The organism is Bradyrhizobium sp. AZCC 1719 (assembly GCF_036924525.1).
Lineage (GTDB): Bacteria > Pseudomonadota > Alphaproteobacteria > Rhizobiales > Xanthobacteraceae > Bradyrhizobium.
This window is the reverse complement of the sequence record NZ_JAZHRU010000001.1, coordinates 1,512,543-1,533,788: the sequence shown is the minus strand read 5'-3', so window position 1 is coordinate 1,533,788 and position 21,246 is coordinate 1,512,543. Positions and strand designations below refer to the sequence as shown.

Annotated in this window: 16 protein-coding genes; 9 read left to right on the top strand and 7 right to left on the bottom strand. The window is 61.7% G+C overall.

Features of this window, described 5'->3' with window-relative positions; genetic code table 11:
• The first annotated feature begins 179 nt into the window (after positions 1 to 179).
• From V1292_RS07350 to V1292_RS07330, 5 genes are all read left to right on the top strand, one after another.
• Complete coding sequence (locus V1292_RS07350) at positions 180 to 1,181, top strand: adenosine kinase (RefSeq protein ID WP_334371442.1); 1,002 nt, start codon at positions 180 to 182, stop codon at positions 1,179 to 1,181.
• A 238-nt stretch (positions 1,182 to 1,419) separates the two neighbouring features.
• A complete protein-coding gene (locus V1292_RS07345) occupies positions 1,420 to 2,928 on the top strand; it encodes a DNA cytosine methyltransferase (RefSeq protein ID WP_334371440.1) in 1,509 nt (502 codons plus the stop codon).
• Complete coding sequence (locus tag V1292_RS07340; RefSeq protein ID WP_334371438.1) at positions 2,928 to 4,874, top strand: DNA double-strand break repair nuclease NurA; 1,947 nt, start codon at positions 2,928 to 2,930, stop codon at positions 4,872 to 4,874. Before V1292_RS07345 ends, V1292_RS07340 begins: the two co-directional genes overlap by 1 nt.
• 8 nt (positions 4,875 to 4,882) lie before the next feature.
• Positions 4,883 to 6,619: an ATP-binding protein gene (locus V1292_RS07335; protein ID WP_334371436.1), complete on the top strand. Its 1,737-nt coding sequence runs from the start codon at positions 4,883 to 4,885 to the stop codon at positions 6,617 to 6,619.
• A gap of 1 nt (position 6,620) precedes the next feature.
• Complete coding sequence (locus tag V1292_RS07330; protein WP_334371434.1) at positions 6,621 to 7,079, top strand: very short patch repair endonuclease; 459 nt, start codon at positions 6,621 to 6,623, stop codon at positions 7,077 to 7,079.
• A gap of 1,215 nt (positions 7,080 to 8,294) precedes the next feature.
• On the opposite strand, the gene V1292_RS07325 is transcribed toward V1292_RS07330, so the two are convergent.
• Positions 8,295 to 9,488: a serine hydrolase domain-containing protein gene (locus V1292_RS07325; RefSeq protein WP_334371432.1), complete on the bottom strand. Its 1,194-nt coding sequence runs from the start codon at positions 9,486 to 9,488 to the stop codon at positions 8,295 to 8,297.
• A gap of 355 nt (positions 9,489 to 9,843) precedes the next feature.
• On the opposite strand from V1292_RS07325, the gene V1292_RS07320 reads away from it, so the two are divergent.
• Both V1292_RS07320 and V1292_RS07315 read left to right on the top strand, forming a co-directional pair.
• Positions 9,844 to 10,164, top strand: a complete 321-nt coding sequence (locus V1292_RS07320; RefSeq protein WP_334371430.1) for a hypothetical protein — start codon at positions 9,844 to 9,846, stop codon at positions 10,162 to 10,164.
• Positions 10,165 to 10,363: 199 nt separating this feature from the next.
• Complete coding sequence (locus tag V1292_RS07315; protein WP_334371428.1) at positions 10,364 to 11,860, top strand: NAD-dependent succinate-semialdehyde dehydrogenase; 1,497 nt, start codon at positions 10,364 to 10,366, stop codon at positions 11,858 to 11,860.
• Between the two features lie 46 nt (positions 11,861 to 11,906).
• Here the strand turns inward: V1292_RS07315 and V1292_RS07310 are convergent, their stop codons facing one another.
• From V1292_RS07310 to V1292_RS07300, 3 genes are all read right to left on the bottom strand, one after another.
• A complete protein-coding gene (locus tag V1292_RS07310; protein ID WP_334371426.1) occupies positions 11,907 to 12,710 on the bottom strand; it encodes a crotonase/enoyl-CoA hydratase family protein in 804 nt (267 codons plus the stop codon).
• 224 nt (positions 12,711 to 12,934) lie between these two features.
• Entirely contained in the window at positions 12,935 to 13,849 is a 915-nt protein-coding gene (locus V1292_RS07305; RefSeq protein WP_334371424.1) for a phosphoribosylaminoimidazolesuccinocarboxamide synthase, read from the bottom strand.
• 69 nt (positions 13,850 to 13,918) lie between these two features.
• Positions 13,919 to 14,836, bottom strand: coding sequence for a pirin family protein (locus V1292_RS07300; protein ID WP_334371422.1), 918 nt, complete (start codon positions 14,834 to 14,836; stop codon positions 13,919 to 13,921).
• A 204-nt stretch (positions 14,837 to 15,040) separates the two neighbouring features.
• Here V1292_RS07300 and V1292_RS07295 point away from each other — a divergent pair, with 204 nt between their 5' ends.
• Together V1292_RS07295 and V1292_RS07290 are read left to right on the top strand one after the other, a co-directional pair.
• Complete coding sequence (locus V1292_RS07295; protein WP_334371421.1) at positions 15,041 to 16,105, top strand: helix-turn-helix domain-containing protein; 1,065 nt, start codon at positions 15,041 to 15,043, stop codon at positions 16,103 to 16,105.
• 148 nt (positions 16,106 to 16,253) lie between these two features.
• Complete coding sequence (locus tag V1292_RS07290) at positions 16,254 to 17,678, top strand: serine hydrolase domain-containing protein (protein WP_334371419.1); 1,425 nt, start codon at positions 16,254 to 16,256, stop codon at positions 17,676 to 17,678.
• 196 nt (positions 17,679 to 17,874) lie between these two features.
• Here V1292_RS07290 and V1292_RS07285 read toward each other — a convergent pair whose 3' ends face one another.
• The 3 genes from V1292_RS07285 to V1292_RS07275 all read right to left on the bottom strand — a co-directional run bounded on the left by V1292_RS07285 (position 17,875) and on the right by V1292_RS07275 (position 21,245).
• Positions 17,875 to 19,245: an MmgE/PrpD family protein gene (locus V1292_RS07285; protein ID WP_334371417.1), complete on the bottom strand. Its 1,371-nt coding sequence runs from the start codon at positions 19,243 to 19,245 to the stop codon at positions 17,875 to 17,877.
• A 75-nt stretch (positions 19,246 to 19,320) separates the two neighbouring features.
• A complete protein-coding gene (locus V1292_RS07280) occupies positions 19,321 to 19,842 on the bottom strand; it encodes a DUF2867 domain-containing protein (protein WP_334371415.1) in 522 nt (173 codons plus the stop codon).
• Positions 19,839 to 21,245, bottom strand: a complete 1,407-nt coding sequence (locus V1292_RS07275) for an MATE family efflux transporter (protein ID WP_334371413.1) — start codon at positions 21,243 to 21,245, stop codon at positions 19,839 to 19,841. The genes V1292_RS07280 and V1292_RS07275 overlap by 4 nt, the downstream gene beginning before the upstream one ends.
• Position 21,246: the final 1 nt, after the last annotated feature.

Genomic DNA, 21,246 nt, shown 5'->3' with positions numbered 1-21,246 from the left:
GCGCGCCCGATGACAGGCTCCGCCGCGTCTCGAAGGATGCGGCCACAGACGGCCCTACATCCTTCGAGACGCGGCGCGAGCGCCGCTCCTCAGGATGAGGAACAGGCAACCTTGCTGCCGCGGGCCTTGCCGTGGTAGCCCGAACCTCATCGCAAACAGCCGTGAAGCAGGACGGATGAATGACTGACGCAAAATACGACGTTCTCGCTATCGGCAATGCGATTTTCGACGTCTTCGCGCAAACTGACGAAAAATTCCTGGCCGATCACGGCATGACCAAAGGCGGCATGGCGCTGATCGACGAGGCCCGCGCCGCGTCGATCTACCGCGACATGGGCCCGGCGACGGAGGTGTCGGGCGGATCGGCCGCCAACACCATCGTCGGCATCGCCAATCTCGGCGCCCGCGCCGCTTACGTCGGCAAGGTCAAGAGCGACCAGATCGGCGGCCTCTACACCCATGACATCCGCGCCGCGGGCGTAGCCTTCGAAACCAGGGCCGCCTCCGACGGCCCGGCCACCGGCTGCTCCTACATTCTGGTGACGCCGGACGGCGAGCGCACCATGAACACCTATCTCGGCGCGGCGCAGGACCTGAGGCCGGCCGACATCGACGAGGCGCAGATTGCGGCATCGCGCATCGTCTATCTCGAAGGCTATCTCTGGGACCCCCAGAACGCCAAGGAAGCCTTCGTCAAGGCCGCGGGCATCGCCCATGGTGCCGGCCGACAGGTGGCGCTCACGCTGTCGGACTCCTTCTGCGTCGATCGCTACCGTGACGAGTTTCTCGATCTGATGCGCAAACGCACCGTCGACCTCGTCTTCGCCAACGAGGCCGAGCTGCACTCGCTGTACCAGACCTCGGATTTCGAGGGCGCGCTGAAGCAGCTCCGCGCGGACACAAAACTCGCCGTCGTCACCCGCAGCGAGAAGGGCTGCGTCGTGGTGTCGTCCGATGGCGTTGTCGCGGCGCCCGCGTTCCCGATCGAAAAGCTCGTCGACACCACCGGCGCCGGCGACCTGTTCGCCGCCGGCTTCCTGTTCGGCCTGGTGCGCGAGGCGAGCCACGAGACGTGCGGCCGGCTTGGGGCGCTGGCGGCAGCCGAGGTGATTCAGCACATCGGGGCGAGGCCGCAGGTGTCGCTGAAGGAATTGGCGGAACAGAACGGGTTGGGGGTGTAGGCGGCTTCCTCAAGCCAGGTGAGTCTACGCTGGATTGCCTTTATCTGGATCCTGCAGGCTTGAGGACCAAGGTCTCCCTCTTTGGGGAGGCTGCTCCAAGACGGGAGAGCCCGCTAGCCTGTTCATTACTCGAATCAACAATATCCCAGGCGCAACCAGTCGTAGTACGATGCGCCTGTGCGTGTTATTGGTGAGTCGCAGGCGGCAGCAGCATTGACTCCAAGAAGTTATTTCTTTGATGGCTACACCTTCAGCGATTCGTCAGAAACTGGCCAGACTCCAGACGGGGGCAAAAGTCCGCGTCTTAGATCTTTTCTCCGGATGTGGCGGGCTGTCGCTAGGATTTCATGCGGCTGGCTGCGAGATTGCAGCGGCCGTCGAGTGTGATCCAGACGCCGCAAGATCTCACGGTCTGAATTTTCACGCTGGCGCAAAGGAGCATACTGAGCCGCGAGATATTTCCGCGACTCCGCCGGCTAAGCTTACGAAGGCGCTCAAACTGGGTCACCAGTCCCTTGCCTTCGACGTCGTGATTGGTGGGCCTCCCTGCCAAGCGTTCGCGCGCGTAGGGCGCTCAAAGCTCCGCGAGGTAGCGGATCATCCGGAGGCATTCCGGCACGACCCTCGGGCGCGACTTTACATTGAGTACTTGGAGTACGTACAGGAGTGCGCGCCGCTAGCGGTCCTTATGGAAAATGTGCCCGACATTCTGAATCACGGCGGGCACAACATTGCGGAAGAGATAAGCGACGTTCTGGAAAGTCGCGGTTATCGCTGTGGTTATACCTTGCTCAACGCCGCGCGTTACGGCGTCCCGCAGATGCGCGAGCGAATGTTTTTGATAGCATATCGCAAAGAACTTCGGCAGATCGTTGATTTTCCGGAACCCACGCATTGGGTAGATCTTCCGTCTGGCTATGAGGGGTCTCGTGCTGTTGCGCTGAAACTTCTTTCGAGAGATTTGTTTGCCGATAACGGACACTACGTCGCTCCACCTGAAGCGGATAAGGCGCTTCAGCCGGCAGTGACGGCCAAGCAAGCTATCGGCGATCTCCCGACAATCTACGCCCGCAAGCTCCTGAGTGACGGATCGCTTACCCGCGGTGCACGGCGGCTTAACGTTCCGATTGCGTTCACACGCCCACGTTCAATAAGCCAATACGCTGCGTTAATGCGTTCTTGGCCGGCCTTTCAAGCAAAACCCTCGCTATATGATCATGTGATCCGCTATCTGCCTCGAGACTACGAGTTATTTTCACGCCTTCAGCCGGGAGATCAGTACCCCCAAGCTTACGCCTGCGCTGAGAAGATGTTTGAAGAGAGGCTCGCACAACTACGGAAGCAAAGTGTGGCGCCAGAAGCAGGCACCGCGGCTTGGCGCAGATTGCGCGACGGCATTGTGCCGCCATACGATCCGAACAAGTTTCCGAACAAATGGCGTAAGATGGAAGAGGATTGGCCGGCGCGCACGCTTATGGCGCACCTTGGGAAGGATAGTTACAGCCACATACATTACGACAGCGACCAAGCGCGGACGATTTCCGTTCGTGAGGCGGCGCGGTTGCAATCCTTTCCCGATGGATTCGTTTTTTCTGGAACAATGAATCCTGCATTCAAGCAGATAGGCAATGCGGTGCCGCCATTGCTTGCGCAGCGTCTCGCGGAAACTCTCATCAGGAAAATGTACGCGGGCGTTTCGATGGAAGAGCCTGGATCGCGGATCGATGTCAAAGAGGCGGTGGGATAGTGGCCGACGCAGCGGAGCTCCTGATTGTTAGGTCACTGACGGATTCCGACCTTGGGATTTTCGCTGCGCACAGAGCCGCCGCAAGCAGCAAGCAAAGAGCCCTGAATATTAATGCCCCCGCTGCGCAACAGTTGTTAAGCCGCGATCTGTATGAAAGTGGCGGTGATGCGCTCGATTGCCTAACAGTTTTTGATTCTGTTCAGGAGCGTTCGAAACGTAGTTTCGCCAAGATACACAAGAACTGGCGTTTGGGAGGGCAACGGCTCGCAGGCAGGCTTTACGCGCAGATTGATAGCGCAGATTTCGCCATTATCCGCTCCGTCAAGGGAAATGATGGCAGTTTTCCGATTTCGCTTACGTTCGTTGCTCGTGCTACAGACGCTGGCAAACATGCGAGGCTGGGTACTCTGCTAACGGCGCGTTTGAACCGCAGTGTTGCGACTATTGATTCTTCAGATGCAATCTTTTCTGAACTGGTTGCGCTGACGGCCCGCCCACCTTCACCGAACGCTCCTGCTGCCGTCCCCGGGCTCCCCGCGCAAAAGTCGAAGATTTCAATCTCAATCGCGCCGATGCCGCGTGATGAGAAAAAAGCAACGCGACGTGAGCGCACGATCAAAGAGAAGCTGCGGAGCCCGAGCATCTTGGAGAGGATGTTCAGAGCTTCCAGTGATCTGTCGGCCCCTGCACAAGTACAGTTTATGCAGAACGTTGAGATGCTCGCTTCTCAACTCAGAGAAGTTTTGCTTGAGACGGGGGGTATCATAAAGCTCGGTCGCGACCACGGGACATTTTGGCCCAAGGTCGCTGGAACGCGCATCGGCTTCGTTGATGGCGGACTAGCTAATCTTAGTTCCCTGGGATCAGCACCGATCGCGTGCCGGGTCGGTGGCTATTCCGTCGTACCAGGTCAGCGCGGGCCTGATCGTGAGGCGTTCACGACGTTGAAGCTGCTAATTTCCGAATTATACGCCGCCGAGAACGGCAGTGTATACGATGGGGGCTTTCCGGACGTTGGCGCTCTTCGTGACGCAGCACGCATTTCAATCGAAGCGGCCGGGAGCGTGAGGATATTATCGGAGTTTCCTGACTTTCGTTGGGTCTTCCAGCACGGAGCGCTGGTAAATCCGGTTTCTCGGTATACCGACGTTATGAAGCACGAAAGGGTGGCTCATCGGTTTCCGGATTTCTCTTCCATGGCTCTGAAGGAGCTCTTGCCTGCGAACGAGAATAACCGCGTCGGTCGCGACGCTAATTTCGTCAGCGTGCACCTGCGTCAGCTAGAGCTATTGCAACAATCATCGGCGGTAGTTTGCGGGGTCATTGAGCGTGAAAGCACGACCTCAAGTGTGATCAAAGCAATTCTCAATAGCCTCCATGATGATGAGATTGCTGCTCTCCTTCCTACTTCGCCTGCAGTCTGGAAAGAATGGTTCAGGACCACGGTCGACCCCGCAGACGATGATGATGGTGACGTGCAAAGGATTACGGACTCACTTCTATTCCGCTGTGTGCTCGAACCAGGCGAGGTTCTTCGACCCGTAGCAATTGATCGGAACGAAATGAGACGCGCGCCGAAGGCTTGGCACGATATTATTGGGCAATATCCGAAGCCGATCGTTTCTTATGTTCAGCCGACCGAATGGAACGCTCCCATTCGCATCGAGATGTTTGAAAAAGATGCCGAAAGATTTGAAGAGACGGCGGCACTCATAATTCATTGCGCTATGCTTCTCCCGCAATATGCGTTTCCAGTTGGGCTGGACATCGTCGATAAGTTTGCAAAGATTCCGAACTGGATGAGCCGTCCAATCAACACTCACACGGCCGTTCAAGCATTGCGTCGCGCTTTGGACCTCGGCGACGACAAACTGTTTGATAATTTGAGAAGGATCCTATGCGGGACAAGCCGCGATTGGTTGTTGCGTCCCGGAGCAATGCGATAGGGGGAGTGATGGATCAGATTAGTCCAACCTTGGATCAGGATGTTCCGACGGACTGGCGCGCTGTTGGTACGGTCGTCGGTAATGCGGGTATAGCAGAATTTACATTCATTTTGCGTCGTTTTCAGGCACGGGTTGGCGACATAGTAGCCCTGGGCATGGAGGTGCCCGATGGGAGTTATGGCAATCAGGATCGCATCTATGTTTGGGCGCGAATTACCGATATTAGGAGATTCAACCCATTTTTTCCCACGGAGGCAGCCCAGGAACTGGCTGCGCAATCCGTCTCACTGGAAGATACCGTGCTCTCCGGCACATTGGATCAACTTGAAGCGGCCGCGTTGATTCTTGGCGCGACAACCGACGATAACTTGTCGAACATTTTTCCCTTAACTTATCCAGTAAAGCCCGCGTCAACCGTTTATCACCCGCCGGCTGAGGCGGTGCGGCAGCTCCTTCTGGGAGATCGCCAAGAAGAGCAGAATATTCCGGTTGGAACTTTGATTGCCCGCGGCGATGTTGATGTTGCTCTTTCCGCCCCCCGGCTGATTGCACGTCATCTCGCAATCCTGGCAATGACTGGCGGAGGAAAAACTGTTGCAGCAAGACGCATTATTCGGGAACTTATCAAGCAGAAGTATCCGCTGCTCATTTTGGATCCGCATGGAGACTACATCGGCCTTTGGAAATGTCGTGAGCTGCTTCAAAAAGAAAGTCCCGGCACAACCATAAAGCTCTTCTATCCTGAGCTGCTAATGCAGAAATCCGGAGAGGGGTTGGTTGAGACACTAATCGGTCAAATGACTAACGGTTTGACCGAAGCTCAAGCCGACTATATCCGCGGATTATTCGCAAGAAAGCCTGCGAACGAAGGCGAGTATGCACTTGAGTATTTCCGCCGTCTGATCACTCAAAATGAGGTAGAAGCCAGATCCAACAGCGGTGGGGGCGCAAGACAGCCTACCATGTACGCAGTCCTCCGGTCCTTAAGGATCGTTGAAGGTAAGCTGTCAGCAATGCGCAGAAGCAGCGAGATGATGCGTAAGAGTTCCAAGCTTAAGAATCTCTCCTTTGAAGCGCTACCAAATCCTTTCAGCGAACCGGAGAAGATCATTCATCCAGGACAGACCTCTATTTTGTATCTCGGCGGATACGACCAGCTAACGCAATGTTCGATTGCCGCCATCACGTTAGAGACACTCTTTAATTGCCGCGCTTCTCTCTCCGAGAGAATAGCGCCGTTTTTCACCGTTGTTGAGGAAGCTCATACCTTTATTCCATCAACTCGAGAGAAGACCGACGACGCGGTTTCGCTCGCTGTGATCCGCAGAATAATTACTGAAGGGCGGAAGTTCGGAACCGGCCTAATGTTAATCTCGCAGCGTCCGAGCCGGTTGGATGAAACCATTGTGTCGCAGTGCAATTCGTTTCTAATTCTCCGTGTGGTCAACCCAAACGATCAAACGTTTGTGCGTAGAGTAATGGAAAACTTGACCGACTCTGATGCGCGAATGATACCCGGCTTTGGCCCCGGCCAGGGGATCGTAAGCGGACAAGTGGTTCGCTTCCCACTGCCGATCCGGATTAAGATGGATGATGAGTTGAGGCTGTCTGAAATCGGTGACGAGGATTTTCTGACGCAAGCGCAAAATTGGAAACCGGACTCCAAAGCCGCTTCACGTCAGCGGGTTCGGGACTCAATGGCTAAAGTGGACGCCAATCGCAAGCGTGGCGTCAAGCGTAGGTAAGATGGACGTCCTTACACCCGCTCAGCGCCAGCTTAACATGAGCCGCATCCGCGGCCGCAATACTAAGCCCGAGCTTCTTGTCCGTTCAGCGCTCCATGCGATGGGCTTCCGGTTCAGAATTCATGTGCGGACGCTGCCTGGTTCCCCCGATCTTGTACTCCGCAAGTACAACGTCGCAATCTTTGTCAATGGCTGCTTCTGGCATGGTCATGGGTGCCATCTCTCGAAGCTCCCCGCTACGCGCACCGAATTCTGGAGAACAAAGATCTCCGACACTTGTGTTCGCGACAGCCGTGCAATTCAGCAACTTCACCTCCAAGGTTGGCGTGTCATAGTCCTGTGGGAATGCTCGATAAGAGCTGTCACGCCTGAGGGGTTGATAAGAACGTGGGCCCGACTCCGTACCGCAATTTGCGCAAGTAAAAGTCGACTTGTTCAAATTCCGATGCTGAAGCGGTAGCGAAGCTCCGCATCGCCCCAGCACTGATTTGCCCGACAACGCAAATCAAAAACCGCCCCTCCCGCAAAAATAATTCGCTTCGCGATTGACCCAAATCACTCGTACAACTTCCGCCATCCCGTCCCACCAAAGAGGGGCGTTTCGCGATCGTCACTAAACGCGGGGCGGGGTGCGGTGGACGCGGCAGCGTCGGGCGCGCAGACGTCGTCGCAGGGCGGGCTCTTCTTGAGTTCGTGAGCGAAGGGACGGCACGCAGACGACCGATGCTGAAAGCGCCTCTCGCTAGATCTCGGCGGATAGGTACCAAGCCCGTCGAAGCTTCTGGCGTAAAGGCGTGCCGCGTACGGCCAAGTCGTGTGGTCCTGGCACCCGTGGCTGGTGTCAAGTCCGCGGAGGATGTGCCGGCCCGACCGGGCCGACCCCATCCATCAATCCGCGGATGACGGTGGCTAAAGGAATTCGCACACCGGGGAGAGCGCGAAGTACGCCGTAAAACCATTGCGCAGGGAAGGCCGGATGCTCTCCGCTGGACCTGTATGCTCGTGTGCGCGTTCTTTTTGCGCAATTGCACACGAGACCGCGGGTGCAGCGCGCACCCGGTCTTCCCTGCGCCCTCTGTTCCTAGGGAGGGCGAACGAAGATGCAAACCTCGGGCAGTTCATGTCGCGAGATCGCGAAGGTGTGTTTGACGAACAATGACAGCGCCGCACACTCTCTTGTCGTCACCCGCCAACGGGTCGCGCGAATGCGCGCCCGATGACAGGCTCCGGCGGGTGACCCAGTATCCCAGAGACAGCGGTAATTGAACCGAGAAGCCGCGGCGTACTGGATCCCCGCCTTCGCGGGGATGACGGCTGTGGGCGTGTCGCTACCTCCCGTCATTGCCATGACGATCCAGAGACAGCGATGATTGAATCGATAGGCCGCAGCGTACTGGATGCCCCGCATGCGCGGGGCATGACGTCTGTGGGTGAGGTGAGGGAGTGCGACACGCGAAAGCGTCGCCGCTCTCGTTGTTCATTTTCCAGATGCTCGCCACGAACTCCGCTGCGTCCTCTCCCCCCTTGCGGGGGAGAGTTGGAGAGAGGGGTAAGCCACACACACCGGCGCTCGCGGCTTACCCCTCTCCCTGACCCTCTCCCGCAAGGGGAGAGGGAACGGAGGGAGCTTGCTGTGACGCACGAAGAGCAAAGGCGATCGCGTCGCCTCTTGCACTCACGCCGCGCGTTGGCCGCTGCCGGCATCGAGCCCGGCGTACACCCCGCGCTCAAATCCCGCAAAGGCTTCCAGGCACGTGGCGTCGGCGAACGGCAACAACTGCATCAGGATCACACCGCTGACGTCGCGCGCCGGGTCGATCCAGAAATACGTGTTGGCGAGGCCGGCCCAGGCCAGGCTGCCGGTGCTGCGCCCCTCGGCCGTCGGAGCGGTGTTGATGAGGAACGAGAGCCCCCACTTCTTGACGATATCGGGATAGAGATCGACGTCGTTGGTGTAGATCGGTGCCACCGTCACCATCTTGCCCATCGTGAGATCGCCGATGTGGTTCTGGCTCATCAGCGCGACCGTCTCGGGCTTCAGCACCTCGTTGCCGTTGCCGCGGCCCTTGTTGAGGATCATCTGGGTGAACTTGATGTAGTCGGCCGCGGTGCCGTAGAGGCCGCCGCCGCCCATGTGAAATTCCGGCGCCTGTTCGAGTTCGAACGGGATTGGCGCCAGCGAGCCATCCGGGCCGCGGGCATGCATGCCGACCAGCCGCTGGCGCATCGCATCGGTGATCTTGAAGGCGGTGTCGTTCATGCCGAGCGGGGTGAACATGTTATCGTGCAGGTAAACATCGAGCCGCTTGCCGCTGACGGCTTCCACCGCCTTGCCGACGAAATCGATATTGGTGCCGTATTCCCAGCGCGTGCCGGGATCGGACATGATCGGCGCCTTCAGCGCGGCGTTCAGGCAGGTGATGACGCCGGGCGTGCCGGTCTTCTCCATGTATTTCCCCATGTCGCCGTTCCACATCTCGTAGCAGAAACCGGCCGTATGGGTCATGAGCTGGCGCAGCGTGATCGGCTTCGTGGCGGGACGCAGCTTCGGCTCGCCGCTGGCGTCAAAGCCTTCCAGCACCTGCGGGTTGGCCAAATCAGGCAGCAGCTTGCCGATCGGCTCGTCGAGCGAGAGCTTGCCTTGCTCCACGAGCTGCATGCCGGCCGCGGTCGTGATCGCCTTGGTCATCGAGGCGATCCAGAACACGCTGTCGGCGGTCATGACGTCGTCCTTGGAAAGGTCGCGCTGGCCGAACGCGCCCTGGTAGATCACCTCTTTGCTGGTGGCCGCCATCGCGACCACGCCGGGAATTTCCTTCGCCTCGCATTTCTGACGCAGAACCTGATCGATCGCGGCTTTGCTTTGCATGGGGCACCTCCCGTTTGTTTTTATGGAGTGGCGCGATCTTCCTCCCGGCCGCGTGATCCCGCAAGCGCTCGGCGGGCGCCGCCGCCGATGTCGCGATCTCGTGATAAGCAAGGAGGGTGGGCAGCAGGTGCGCCGGGCTGGCGGCACAAAACGGCAACACATCGCCGCTTTCTGCGGGGACGCAGGGCAATGGCAGTGACCGGTTTAACCATCCACGATAACGTGATTAGGCCTGCGATTCCCCTCGCCGATCTTTTTCAGTAAGGCGTTCAGTTTCCAGCACAAACGCCAGCGCGTTGGCTGGGGTCAAATTAACCAAAATGCTTGTCATTTCTCGGCTGTGCACAGGTACGCAATGATTTCGACTTGGAGTGAATGGAAGCGCTATCCCCGTCCCGGGCGTGGCGAAAATATCGAGGCGCCGATCTCGCCCGGAATCTACGAAGTCCGCTACGCCGGTACCGGCGCGCTGTACTCGTTCGAGGCGGTCGACAACGTCGCCCAGGCGCTGGCGCAACTTGCGGTCGGCTCCAAATCCTGGTTCGGCCGCCGTGATACGGCCAAATTGCCCGATCTCGAATACCGGACCTGCGCGACCTCCACCAAAGCCGACGCCAAGGCGGCCGCGCAGCGCATGATCGGCCGCCGCGAGACCTATATGAGCGGCGCGGCGTGAGTGAGGGATCGTCATTCCGGGGCGCGAAGCGAACCCGGAATCTCGAGATTCCGGGTTCGATGCTTCGCATCGCCCCGGAATGACGGCCAATAACCCCCTCAAAATTGCTTGAAGCAGACCCGCGTCTGGCGCCGGTGCATCGGCGCTGGTTTGGGCCTATACTCGGACCAATCCTTCAAGAAAATCCGAGGAGTACGCCATGAACCCGCCCGTTGCCGCACGCGCTTCAAAAACCTCCACGCCCTCGCTGCATGACCGCCTGAAAGATTCCTCGCTGCTGCGCGACCGCTGCTACATCGACGGCGCCTGGGTCGGCACGCCGTCGCGCCCGGTCACCAATCCGGTCAACGGTGTCGAACTCGCAAAAGTCCCGGCGTTCAGCACGGCCGAAGCGACGCAAGCCGTCGAAGCCGCCGAGCGTGCATTCCCCGCCTGGGCCAAGCTCACCGCCAAACAGCGCTCCAACATTTTGCGAAAGTGGTTCGAGCTGATCGCGGCAAACCGCGAGGATCTCGCGCTGATCCTCACGTCGGAACAAGGCAAGCCGCTGGCGGAAGCGCTCGGTGAAGTCGATATCGGCGGCGCCTATGTCGAATTCTTCGCCGAAGAAGCCCGCCGCGTCTATGGCGAAACCATTCCGACCCAGCGGCCGGATGCGCGGCTACTCGCGATCAAGCAGCCGATCGGCGTCTGCGGCGCGATCACGCCGTGGAATTTCCCGTGTTCGATGATCACCCGGAAAGTCTCGCCGGCGCTCGCCGCCGGCTGCACCGTGGTGCTCAAGCCCGCCAATGAAACGCCGCTGACCGCGCTGGCGCTGGTCGCGCTCGCCGAAAAGGCCGGCGTGCCGAAGGGCGTGTTCAACATCCTCACCGGCAATTCGTCCGCGATCGGCAAGGTGCTGTGCGAGCATCCCGCGGTGCGGTTCGTCGGCTTCACCGGCTCGACCGAAGTCGGAAAGATCCTCTATCAGCAGGCCGCCGTCGGCGTGAAGAAGCTCGGCCTCGAGCTCGGCGGCAACGCGCCGTTTGTGGTGTTCGATGATGCCGATATCGATGCCGCGGTCGAGGGCGCGATGATCTCGAAGTATCGCAACATGGGCCAGACCTGTGTCTGCGCCAACCGCCTCTACGCCCAGGACAAGATCTACGACGCGTTCGTCGAGAAGCTTTCCAAGAAGGTCGCGGCGATGAAGATCGGCGACGGCACGGAGCAGGGCGTGGTGCAGGGTCCCCTGATCAACATGGACGCGGTACTCAAGGTCGAGAAACACATCGAGAATGCGGTGAAGGGCGGCGCGAAGATCGTCACCGGCGGCAAGCGCCATGCGCTCGGCGGCAGCTTCTTCGAGCCGACGGTGCTGTCGAATGTGAAGCCGGATGCGCTGGTCGCGCATGAAGAAACGTTTGGGCCGCTGGCGCCGGTATTCCGCTTCAAGGATGAAGCCGACGTGATCGCGATGTGCAACGCCTCGCCGTTCGGCCTGGCCTCCTACTTCTATTCCCGCGATCTCGGCCGCGTCTGGCGCGTCGCCGAAGCGCTGGAGTCAGGCATGGTCGGCGTCAACACCGGCCTCATCACCACCGAAGTCGCGCCCTTCGGCGGCGTCAAGGAGTCAGGCTTGGGGCGCGAAGGCTCGCATCACGGCATGGAAGAATATGTCGAGATCAAATACGTGATGATGGCCGGGGTGTAGCCCAAACTCTCTCGTCGTCCCTGCGTTCGCAGGGACGACGGCTCCTCTAATCGCTCGCGTCACTCGCAAACGCGCCATGACGTCCCACGCCGGAAGCAAACCGCGTCGCGCCCGACAGTGTTTCTCCTGACGCAATCACCGCGAGCCCGCCGCGCATTTCGTTGGCGATCGCTTCCTCCTCCGCAAGATCCCATTGCCGCAGCGCCGACAGCCGATCGGCGCGCAGGCATTTTTGCGGGAAGCGCGCGATCTCCTGTGCCAGTGCAATCGCCTGGGCGGCTGCCTCGCCGCGGCCAACGACGCGATTGGCCAGGCCCATCCGCAGCGCCTCCTGCGCGCCGACCGGCCGGCCGGTGAGGATCAAGTCGATCGCCTGCGAGTGCCCGATCAGCCGCGGTAGCCGAATGGTGCCGAGATCGATCAACGGCACGCCAAACCGGCGGCAGAAGATGCCGAAGGTCGCGTCTTCCGCAACCACGCGCATGTCGGCCCATAGCGCGAGCTCCATGCCGCCGGCCACCGCAAAGCCTTCGACCGCGGCAATCACCGGCTTCGACAGCCGCAACCGGCTTGGCCCCATCGGCGCAATCGAATCGTGGCCGCCGAGTTCCCGCCTCTTGTTCGGATCGCCCGCCGCCACCGCCTTCAGATCAGCGCCGGCGCAGAAATAGCCGCCGGTGCCGGTGAACACTGCAACCGACGCGCTCTCGTCGACATCGAAAGCAAGAAACGCATCGTAGAGTTTCCGCGCGGTCGCGCCGTCAACGGCGTTGCGACAATGCGGACGGTTGATGGAAACGATGGTCACCGGACCATCACGCTCGACGAGCACGGAATCGACTTCGGTCATTGAGGCGCTCCCTGGATATTATTTCCTGGAAGCTTGGCATTGGAGGTGAGGGTGACGCAATGACGGTAAGGCCGCCTCGTCCACAGTTGTCATCGCCCGGCTTGACCGGGCGACCCAGTATCCCAGAGAAAGCAGTGAATGAATCGAGAAGCCGCGGCGTACTGGATCGCCCGGTCAAGCCGGGCGACGACAGCAGGAGAATGAGCGAGGTCGCGGTTGACTATTTAAACCTCTAGCTCATCCCCCGTCACGCGCCGGTATGCTTCGAGATAGCGCTTGCTCGTCGCCTCCACCACGCTGTCGGGCAGCGGAGGCGGCGGGGCGTCGCCGTTCCAGCGGCCGGCATGGCGCTCGGCGTCGAGATAGTCGCGCAGCGGCTGCTTGTCGAAAGAGGGCTGCGGCCGGCCGGGCTTGTAGACGTCGGCGGCCCAGAACCGTGAACTGTCCGGCGTCATCACCTCGTCGATCAGGATGACGCGACCGTCCGCCGCGCGGCCGAATTCGAACTTGGTGTCGGCGATGATGATGCCCTGGTGGCGGGCGATCCGCTCGCCGAAATTATAGACCGTGCGTGCCATGCTCTCGAGCTTCTCGGCGACATCGTTGCCGACGATCTCGCGCATGCGCGCGATGGTGATGTTCTCGTCATGGCCGGTCTCGGCCTTGGTCGCCGGGCTGAAGATCGGCGGCTCGAGCTTTCCGCTTTCGAGCAGGCCTTCCGCCAGTTCCTCGCCCGCCAGCGTGCCGGAGGCCGCGTACTCCTTCCAGGCGGAGCCGGAGATATAGCCGCGGATCACGCATTCGACCGGAAACACGGTGGTGCGCCGGCACAGCATCGCGCGCCCGAGGATGTCGGCGCGATAATCCTTCAGGCCAGGCACCTTGCGGATGATCTCGTCGGCGTCGGCGCTGATCATGTGATGCGGCACCACGCCTTCGAGCTGGCGGAACCACCACGCGCTGATCTGCGTCAGCACTGCGCCCTTCATCGGGATGGTTTCCGCCATCACCACGTCAAACGCGCTGATGCGGTCGGTGGTGAGCAGCAGCACGCAGTCGCTGCCGACGGCGTAGATATCGCGCACCTTGCCGCGGCCGATCCGGGGCAGGGGCAAGTCGCTGGCGAGCATCGCGTTCATCTGGTCAGGCTTTCGAACAGGCGGCCTCGTGCAAGCGCGAGGCGGCAAATGAGAAAGCGGAGCAATAGCTCACTCCGGCAGCGGAATGAACTCATGTTCTTGCGGAACGGCTGCAAACCGGCCGGTTTTCCAATCCTGTTTGGCCTGCTCGATCCGCTCCTTGCTGGAGGAAACGAAATTCCACCAGATGTGCCGCGGGCCTTCCAGCGCGTCGCCACCAAGAAACATCATCCGCACCGGCGTGACCGCCTTCACCGTGATGCGGTCGCCGGGGCGGAAGATCAGGAGGCGCGGCCCCTCGTAGCGCTCGTTCGCGATCTCGACTTCGCCGTCGACGAGGTAGATCGCACGCTCCTCATGGTCAGGGTCGAGCGGGACGCTGGTGCCGGCCTGCGCCGTCACTTCGGTATAGAACCAGGGCGAGACCATGCTGACCGGCGATTTCACGCCAAAGCCGTGGCCCGCGATAATGCGCGCGGTGAACCCGCTCTCCTTCACGGTCGGCAGCGCTTCGGCCGCGTAATGCTGGAACGACGGCGCGATTTCTTCGGAGCCCGCCGGCAGCGCGATCCAGCTTTGCAGGCCGAGCATCTTCTGGCCATCGCGGCGCTGGACGTCCGGCGTGCGCTCGGAATGCGCGATGCCGCGGCCTGCCGTCATCAGGTTCATCGCGCCGGGCTGGATCTCCTGGATGTTGCCCTCGCTGTCGCGGTGCATGATCGAGCCGTCGAACAGATAGGTGACGGTGGCGAGCCCGATATGCGGATGTGGCCGCACGTCCATGCCTTTGCCGGCCATGAACTGCACGGGACCGAAATGATCGAAGAAGATGAACGGCCCGACCATCTGCCGCTTGCCATGCGGCAGCGCGCGCCGCACCGCAAACCCGTCGCCGAGATCGCGGGTGCGCGGCACGATGATAAGATCGAGCGCGTCGCAGCTTTTGGGATCGCCGAGCACGGGATCGTTGGACGGTTGCCAGCTCATGGGGACTCCTTCAGGTTTGGCGGCGATTATAGCAGCAATTGCTGGATTGCGTTCAAATCCCTCGGCATATCGTCCCTGCGGCCATGGTGAGCGCCGGTGACGTCGCGCGATCGTTGGAAGGGCTAATCGGCGGAAATTGAACCACGGTGCGATTCACACTAGATTGACGGCGCGCGGGGATGACCCGCGCGAACGGACCGTCCGATGCTGCTTTCCACCCTCGACATCGCCCTGCGCGGCGCCACCGTGGCGCTGCTCTTGGTGCTGGCAGTATCGCTGTTTCGCGGATTTGGAGCGGTGCTCGTCGGGCGCTTGGCCGTGGCCTTTGCAGTGGGATCGGCGGCGCATGCCGTGACTTGTTCGATCGGTGTGCCATCGAAGGTAGCCCCGGCGCTCGCGCCTGTGATCGCGCTGTCGACCGGCAACGCCGTGGTGTTCTGGCTGTTTACGCGCGCGCTGTTTGAGGAGACGTTCAGGCTGCGCTGGTGGCACGCGCTGGTCTGGGCGGCGGTCGCGGTTTTCAGCTTCGTCAACTGCATGTGGCTGGCGCCCGCATCCGGCGTGCAGTTTTCCATCATCATGGTCAACATTCTCGCGCTCGGCTTCATCGTGCTGGCCGTCGTGCAGACCGTCGCGTCATGGTCGGCCGATCTGGTCGAGGGCCGGCGACGCATCCGCCTCTTTATCGTCAGCGCGGCGGCGCTGTATGGCGGGCTGAATGCGGTGCTGCAGATATCGCTGTCCGGTAGCGGCTCCATGGAGATTGCCAACACGCTGAATTCGGCGATGCTCGCCGCCGTGGTCGCGGCCATCGCGATTGCGATGATGCGGGTCGAAGGCGCCGATCTGTTTCCGGCCGCAGCGGTCGTCGAGCCGGATCCAATCGAGACGGCAGCCGTCGTCGAATCCAGCGCCGCCGATCAAAAACTCATCGATGCACTGATGCGGCTGATGGCCGATGAGCGCATCTATCGGCGCGACAACGTCACGATCGGCACGCTCGCAACCAAACTCGCCATTCCCGAATACCGGCTGCGGCGGCTGATCAACCAGCGGCTTGGCTACCGCAACTTCAATGTCTTCCTCAACGAGCACCGGATCGCCGAAGCCAAGGCGGCGCTGGCTGATCCAAGCCAGGCCGAGGTGCCCGTGATCACGATTGCGATGGATGCCGGCTTCCAGTCGCTCGGCCCCTTCAACCGCGCCTTCAAGGCCATCACCGGCGTTACGCCGACCGAATATCGCCGGCTCAAGGCGACCATGGTCTAGCCCGCATCATATTGTTACTGCTGTGTAATTGCAGAATCGGCGAGGCGATTGAGCATTCGGCCAGCGCGCATTCCAAATCCGGCGAGCGGCCGGCGGCGGCTTCATCAACATCCCCGGCACGCGCTGATGCGTCATGCCGGAGGCCTCTGTGACCAGACGAAATCTCATCCTTATCCTCGCCGCCACCACGGTGCTCAGCGCGCTCTCGGCCTCCCGCGCCCGCGACGTGCCGAAGGTCGCGACCGGCTTCGTCGCCAGCGTGCTCTGCACCGAGACCTTCGTCTCCGGCCTCGACCCGGCGCGGGTATTCGCCGAGACCACGTCCGCGATGCCGGGCGCCGGCCTGATCGCCTGGGCGCTCGACTATCGCCTCGACCGCGCGCGCAAGGACGTCACCGTGACGCTGTTCGGCATGGGCGGGAGCCGCGCCGTCTACCGCGGCGAAGGTCTGGGCTGTTATCTCGATCATGATGGTGCCGTGGCCGAGATTGTGTTGCCGCCGTCGGAGACCAAACCGGCGCTGCTGCCCGACATCGCTGGCCGTGCCATTGTCGAACCGCAGACGCCGCAACTTGCTCTCGCACTCGACCGCGCCTTCGCCGGGCCGGACAAGTCGGCGCCGCGCAACACCCGCGCTATGGTGATCCTGAAGGATGGCCGTATCATTGCCGAACGCTATGCCCAAGGCATCGGCATCGACACGCCGCTGCTTGGCTTCTCCGCCACCAAGTCGGTCATATCGGCGCTCGCCGGCATCCTCGTGCGCAAGCGCGCGCTGAAGCTGCATGAGCCGGTGCCGATCGCCGCGTGGCAAAAGCCTGGTGATCCAAGGCGGGCCATCACGCTCGATCATCTGCTGCGGCACACCGCGGGGCTAAAGCTCGGCAGTTCGCTGCAGGCCTCGCTGGCGTCCGCGCTCGAGCCGGTCAATCGCATGAAGTTCATGGAGCCTGACATGGCGGCCTACGCCGTGAGCAGGCCGCTGGAGTCAGCGCCGGGCGCGGCATGGAACTACCATGACGGCAACGCCATCATCCTCGCGCATCTGATCCGCCAGGCCATCGGCGGCAGCGCGGCCCATATGATCGGCTTCGCGCGGCAGGAGTTGTTCGCGCCGCTCGGCATGCGCCACGTGACGCTCGAATTCGACGCCTCGGGCAATGCGGAAGGATCGAGCCAGTTGCTGGCGAGTGCGCGCGACTGGGCGCGCTTCGGCCAGCTCTATCTCGATGACGGCATGGCCGGTGGAAAACGCATCCTCCCCGAAGGCTGGGTGAAATATACGGCGACGCCGACACCGAACGCCTGGGTCGGCCAGGGCGCGGGCTTCTGGACCAATCTCGGCGACAGTTTTGGCGCAACCTACCGCACCGAGCGCGGCTGGCCGCGCGATGCGTTCTACGCCAAGGGCACGCTCGGGCAATATGTGATCGTGGTGCCCTCCGAACGGCTGGTGATCGTCCGGCTCGGGCGCTCGCCGAATTGGCCGCCTGAAGCCGACGGCGTGTTCGAGCTCGTGCGAGATGTGGTCGCGGCGACGGGGAGCAAAGGAAAGCTGGCGGGCGCGAATTGAGGTGCCTACCCTCCCCTGGAGGGGGAGGGTCGGCGCTCATGAAATGAGCGGCGGGGTGGGGTGACGGTCTCTCCACGTCCAACAGTGCCCGAGCGGAGAGATCACCCCACCCCGTCTCGCATTTCGCTGCGCTCCATGCGAGCCGACCCTCCCCCTCAAGGGGAGGGTAACACCGCCGACGCTGAAGCTAGCTCAGCTACTGCCGTCCCAACTGCGTGGCCTTCTCGACGCGGTCGAACCGCTCCAGCGACAGGATCGCGTCGGCGAGCTGGTCGGCGCGGCCGTTCAGCACGGGGCGCGCGAGCGTGAGGAATTTCTGCTGCATCGCCTGCGCGTCCGGAAACGTATCCGGCTCGCCGGAGGGATCGGCATAGAGCCGCTCATGCATGCCATCGTCGGTGGTGATCGAGACGCGCGCGCCGAAGGGATGGGTGCGACCGATCTCGAGGCGATCGTCCTGCACCACGTCGAATTTATCCGCGAGCGCATTGACGGCGGCATCGCCGAGCCGCTCGTAATCGTCCCAGCCGAAACGGCCCTGGTCGAGCGCCAGCGCGCCGGTGAAGAACATCGAGAATTGCCCACCGACGATCGAGGTCGGATGCCGCTTGGTGGCGGCGTCGCCGGTCAGCGTGATGCCGTTGCGGTGCAGGCCAATCTCGACCCGCTTGATCTGGTCCGGCGTCAGATTGTGCTCCCTGCGCATCGCGATCAGCGCATCCAGCGCGGCATGGGTATAGCGGCAGCTCGGATAAGGCTTCACGCCGATCCGCAGCGTTTCATAGGTGGTGCCGAGGCCGGCTGTCGCCTTGTCGGGATGGGCGTCGTCGCTGTAGCCGACGAGCAGGCCATGCTTGCCCTCGACCGACTCGGTCGAGCCGACAAAATTGTTGCGTGCCAGGGTCGCGGCAATCACACCGTTCATCGCGGCGGCGCCGACCTGGTAGCGCTTGTTCCAGGCGCCGTTGACGAGGAACTGCAGCGAGCCAGCGGCCTGGCTGCCGGAAACGCCGAAGGCTGAGATGATCTGGTCCTTCGAGAGGCCGAACAGCTTCCCCGCCGCGGCTGCCGCGCCATAGGTTCCCGCTGTCGCGGTTGGATGAAAGCCGCGCGCATAATGCGAGGTCGGATCGAGCGCGTTGCCGAGCCGGCAGCACACTTCATAGCCGGCCACGATCGCAGTCAGCACGTCGCGCCCGGATGCGCCGACCATTTCGCCAACCGCAAACGCCGCCGGCACCACGGGTGCGCTCGGGTGCAGCGAGGAGTCGGCATGCGTGTCGTCGAAATCGAGGGAATGGCCGAGCGCGCCGTTAAGCAGCGCGGCGACCGCGGGCGTCCAGGTCTTCGCATCGCCGAACACGGTGGCCTCGCCCTTGCCATCCAGCGCCAGCGCTTCCAGCATCTTCAGCAGCGAGGGCGTGGATTCCGCATCGCGGCGCGCCCGGATCGCACTCCCGAGGAAATCCAGTGTCAGCACCTTGGCGCGCTCCAGCACCTCGGGCGGAATATCTCCAAATTTGAGGTCGGCGACATAGGCTGCGAGCGTTGCGGTTTCGTGGGCCACGGCGTTGCCTCGTTGTTCTTGCGTTTGAGTTAGGTACGGCGCAGCCGGGGCGTCGTCAACGTCCGTTACGGCGGGTCAGACCTTCGCTTTACTTGCGCCAGACCGGGACATCCGGTCCAGGCTGCCGGCAGCAACCTGATGCAACAGCGTTGGCACGATCAGACGATGAAACGGCATGATGATTTTGAGATAGGTCCGGCCGAGCCAGTTGTGTGTCAGCACCAGCGTCGTCGCGGTGACCTGCCTGACGCCGCCGGGAGGCGTCACATCCACCACGACGCGAAAGTCGAGATGACGGTCGTTGAAGCCGGCGATCAGGCGATCCGGCGTTTCGCTCACGACCGGAAAAATTCCGACCATGTCGCGGGGGTGGCTCGGATCGTCACCCGACGTTCTCAGCCCGAGTGGCGCGACCAAAAAATTGCGCAGCGATAACAGCGCCTCGACCCATCGGGGCTGACGCGCCATCATCCGCTCTGCTGCACGGCGGGCGTCGAGATCGCGGTCGCTGATTTCAATACAGAAGGCGTCGGCGAACTGAGCGCCGGCCAGCAGCGCACCGGCATCGACGGCAGGCGTGATTTCGCGGACGGTCATGGAGACGCCATTCTGCTCGCCAGCAGCCGGAATCGCAAGACGAGCAGAATGGCGAAGACAACGGTGCCGATCGACAATCCGATCCAGACTCCGCTGGCGCCAAGCGATGTCCAGAACCCGAGTGCGCAGGCGAAAGTAAAGCCGATCAGCCAGTAGCTGAAGGTGGCGAATAGCAGCGGCACGCGCGTGTCATTCATTCCGCGTAGCGCACCGGCGGCGATGGTTTGGATACCGTCCGCGACAAAGAAAGTGGAGCCGATCAGCAGCAGTGTTGCCGTCAGCGTCGCGGTCGCGTCGACGGCTTCGCCGAGGAATATCTCGGCAATCAGGAACCGTCCAAGGATCACGGCGAGTGTCATCGTGGCCATGAACGCCGCGCCGAGAAGTATCGCCACGTAGCCTGCGCGCCTGACCGCGCCGCTGTCGCGGCGCCCGACTGCATGGCCAACCCGGACGGTCGCTGCCATACTGATTCCAAACGGCACCATGAACAGGATAGCTGCGATTTGTAGTGCAATCTGGTGCGCAGCTAGTGCTGTGGTGCTGATCAGACCCATCAGCAGGCCGGCAGCGCCGAACAACCCGTATTCCAGCAGAAACGCCATCGAGATCGGCGCGCCGACGATCACGAGCTTCGCCATTAACGGCCAGTCGATACGCCAGACGTTACCTAGCACGTGGTACTTTCGAAACGGCTGGCGCAGCGCGGTGAACCACAGCCCGGCGAGAAACGTGCCGAGATTGACCATGCTGGTCGCAAGACCCGCGCCGAACAGCCCGAGTTCGGGCAGGCCCCATTTTCCATAGAGCAGCAGATAGACCAGCAACGCATTCGCCGGGATCGCGGCCAGCGTGATCCACAGCACCGGCTCGGGCCGGTTCACCGCGCTCATGAAGCCGCGGATCGCGATAAACCACAGCGCCGGCAGGATGCCCCAGGCGAGGCCGAACAGGTATTGCTGCGCGGGCCCGGCGGCGGTCGGCGCCTGGCCAAGCGCAATCAGGATCGCCTCGCCGCGGAATGGCAGTGCCATCAGCGGCAGCGCGATTAACAGCGCCGCCCACAAGCCGACGCGCAGCGCGCGCCGTACCATGCGCGGATCGCGAGCGCCGAAAGCCTGCGCCGCTAGCGGCGCGACCGCCGATACCAGGCCCATGCCGAAAGTGAAGGTAACGAAGAACACCGTGTGGGCGAGGGCTGCCGCAGCCACCGTTTCGCTGCCGAGCCGACCGATGAACGCAAGATCGGTCGTCATCATCGCGATCTGTCCGAGCTGCGTCAGTGCGAGCGGCACCGCGAGTTTCAGCGTCTCGGCAAGCTCAATCGCGAGATGGCGGCCGGGCACGGCCGCAGCGGCGGGCGGCGCAATGGTTGCGCGTTCGATTTTTTCGAGCGAGGTCATG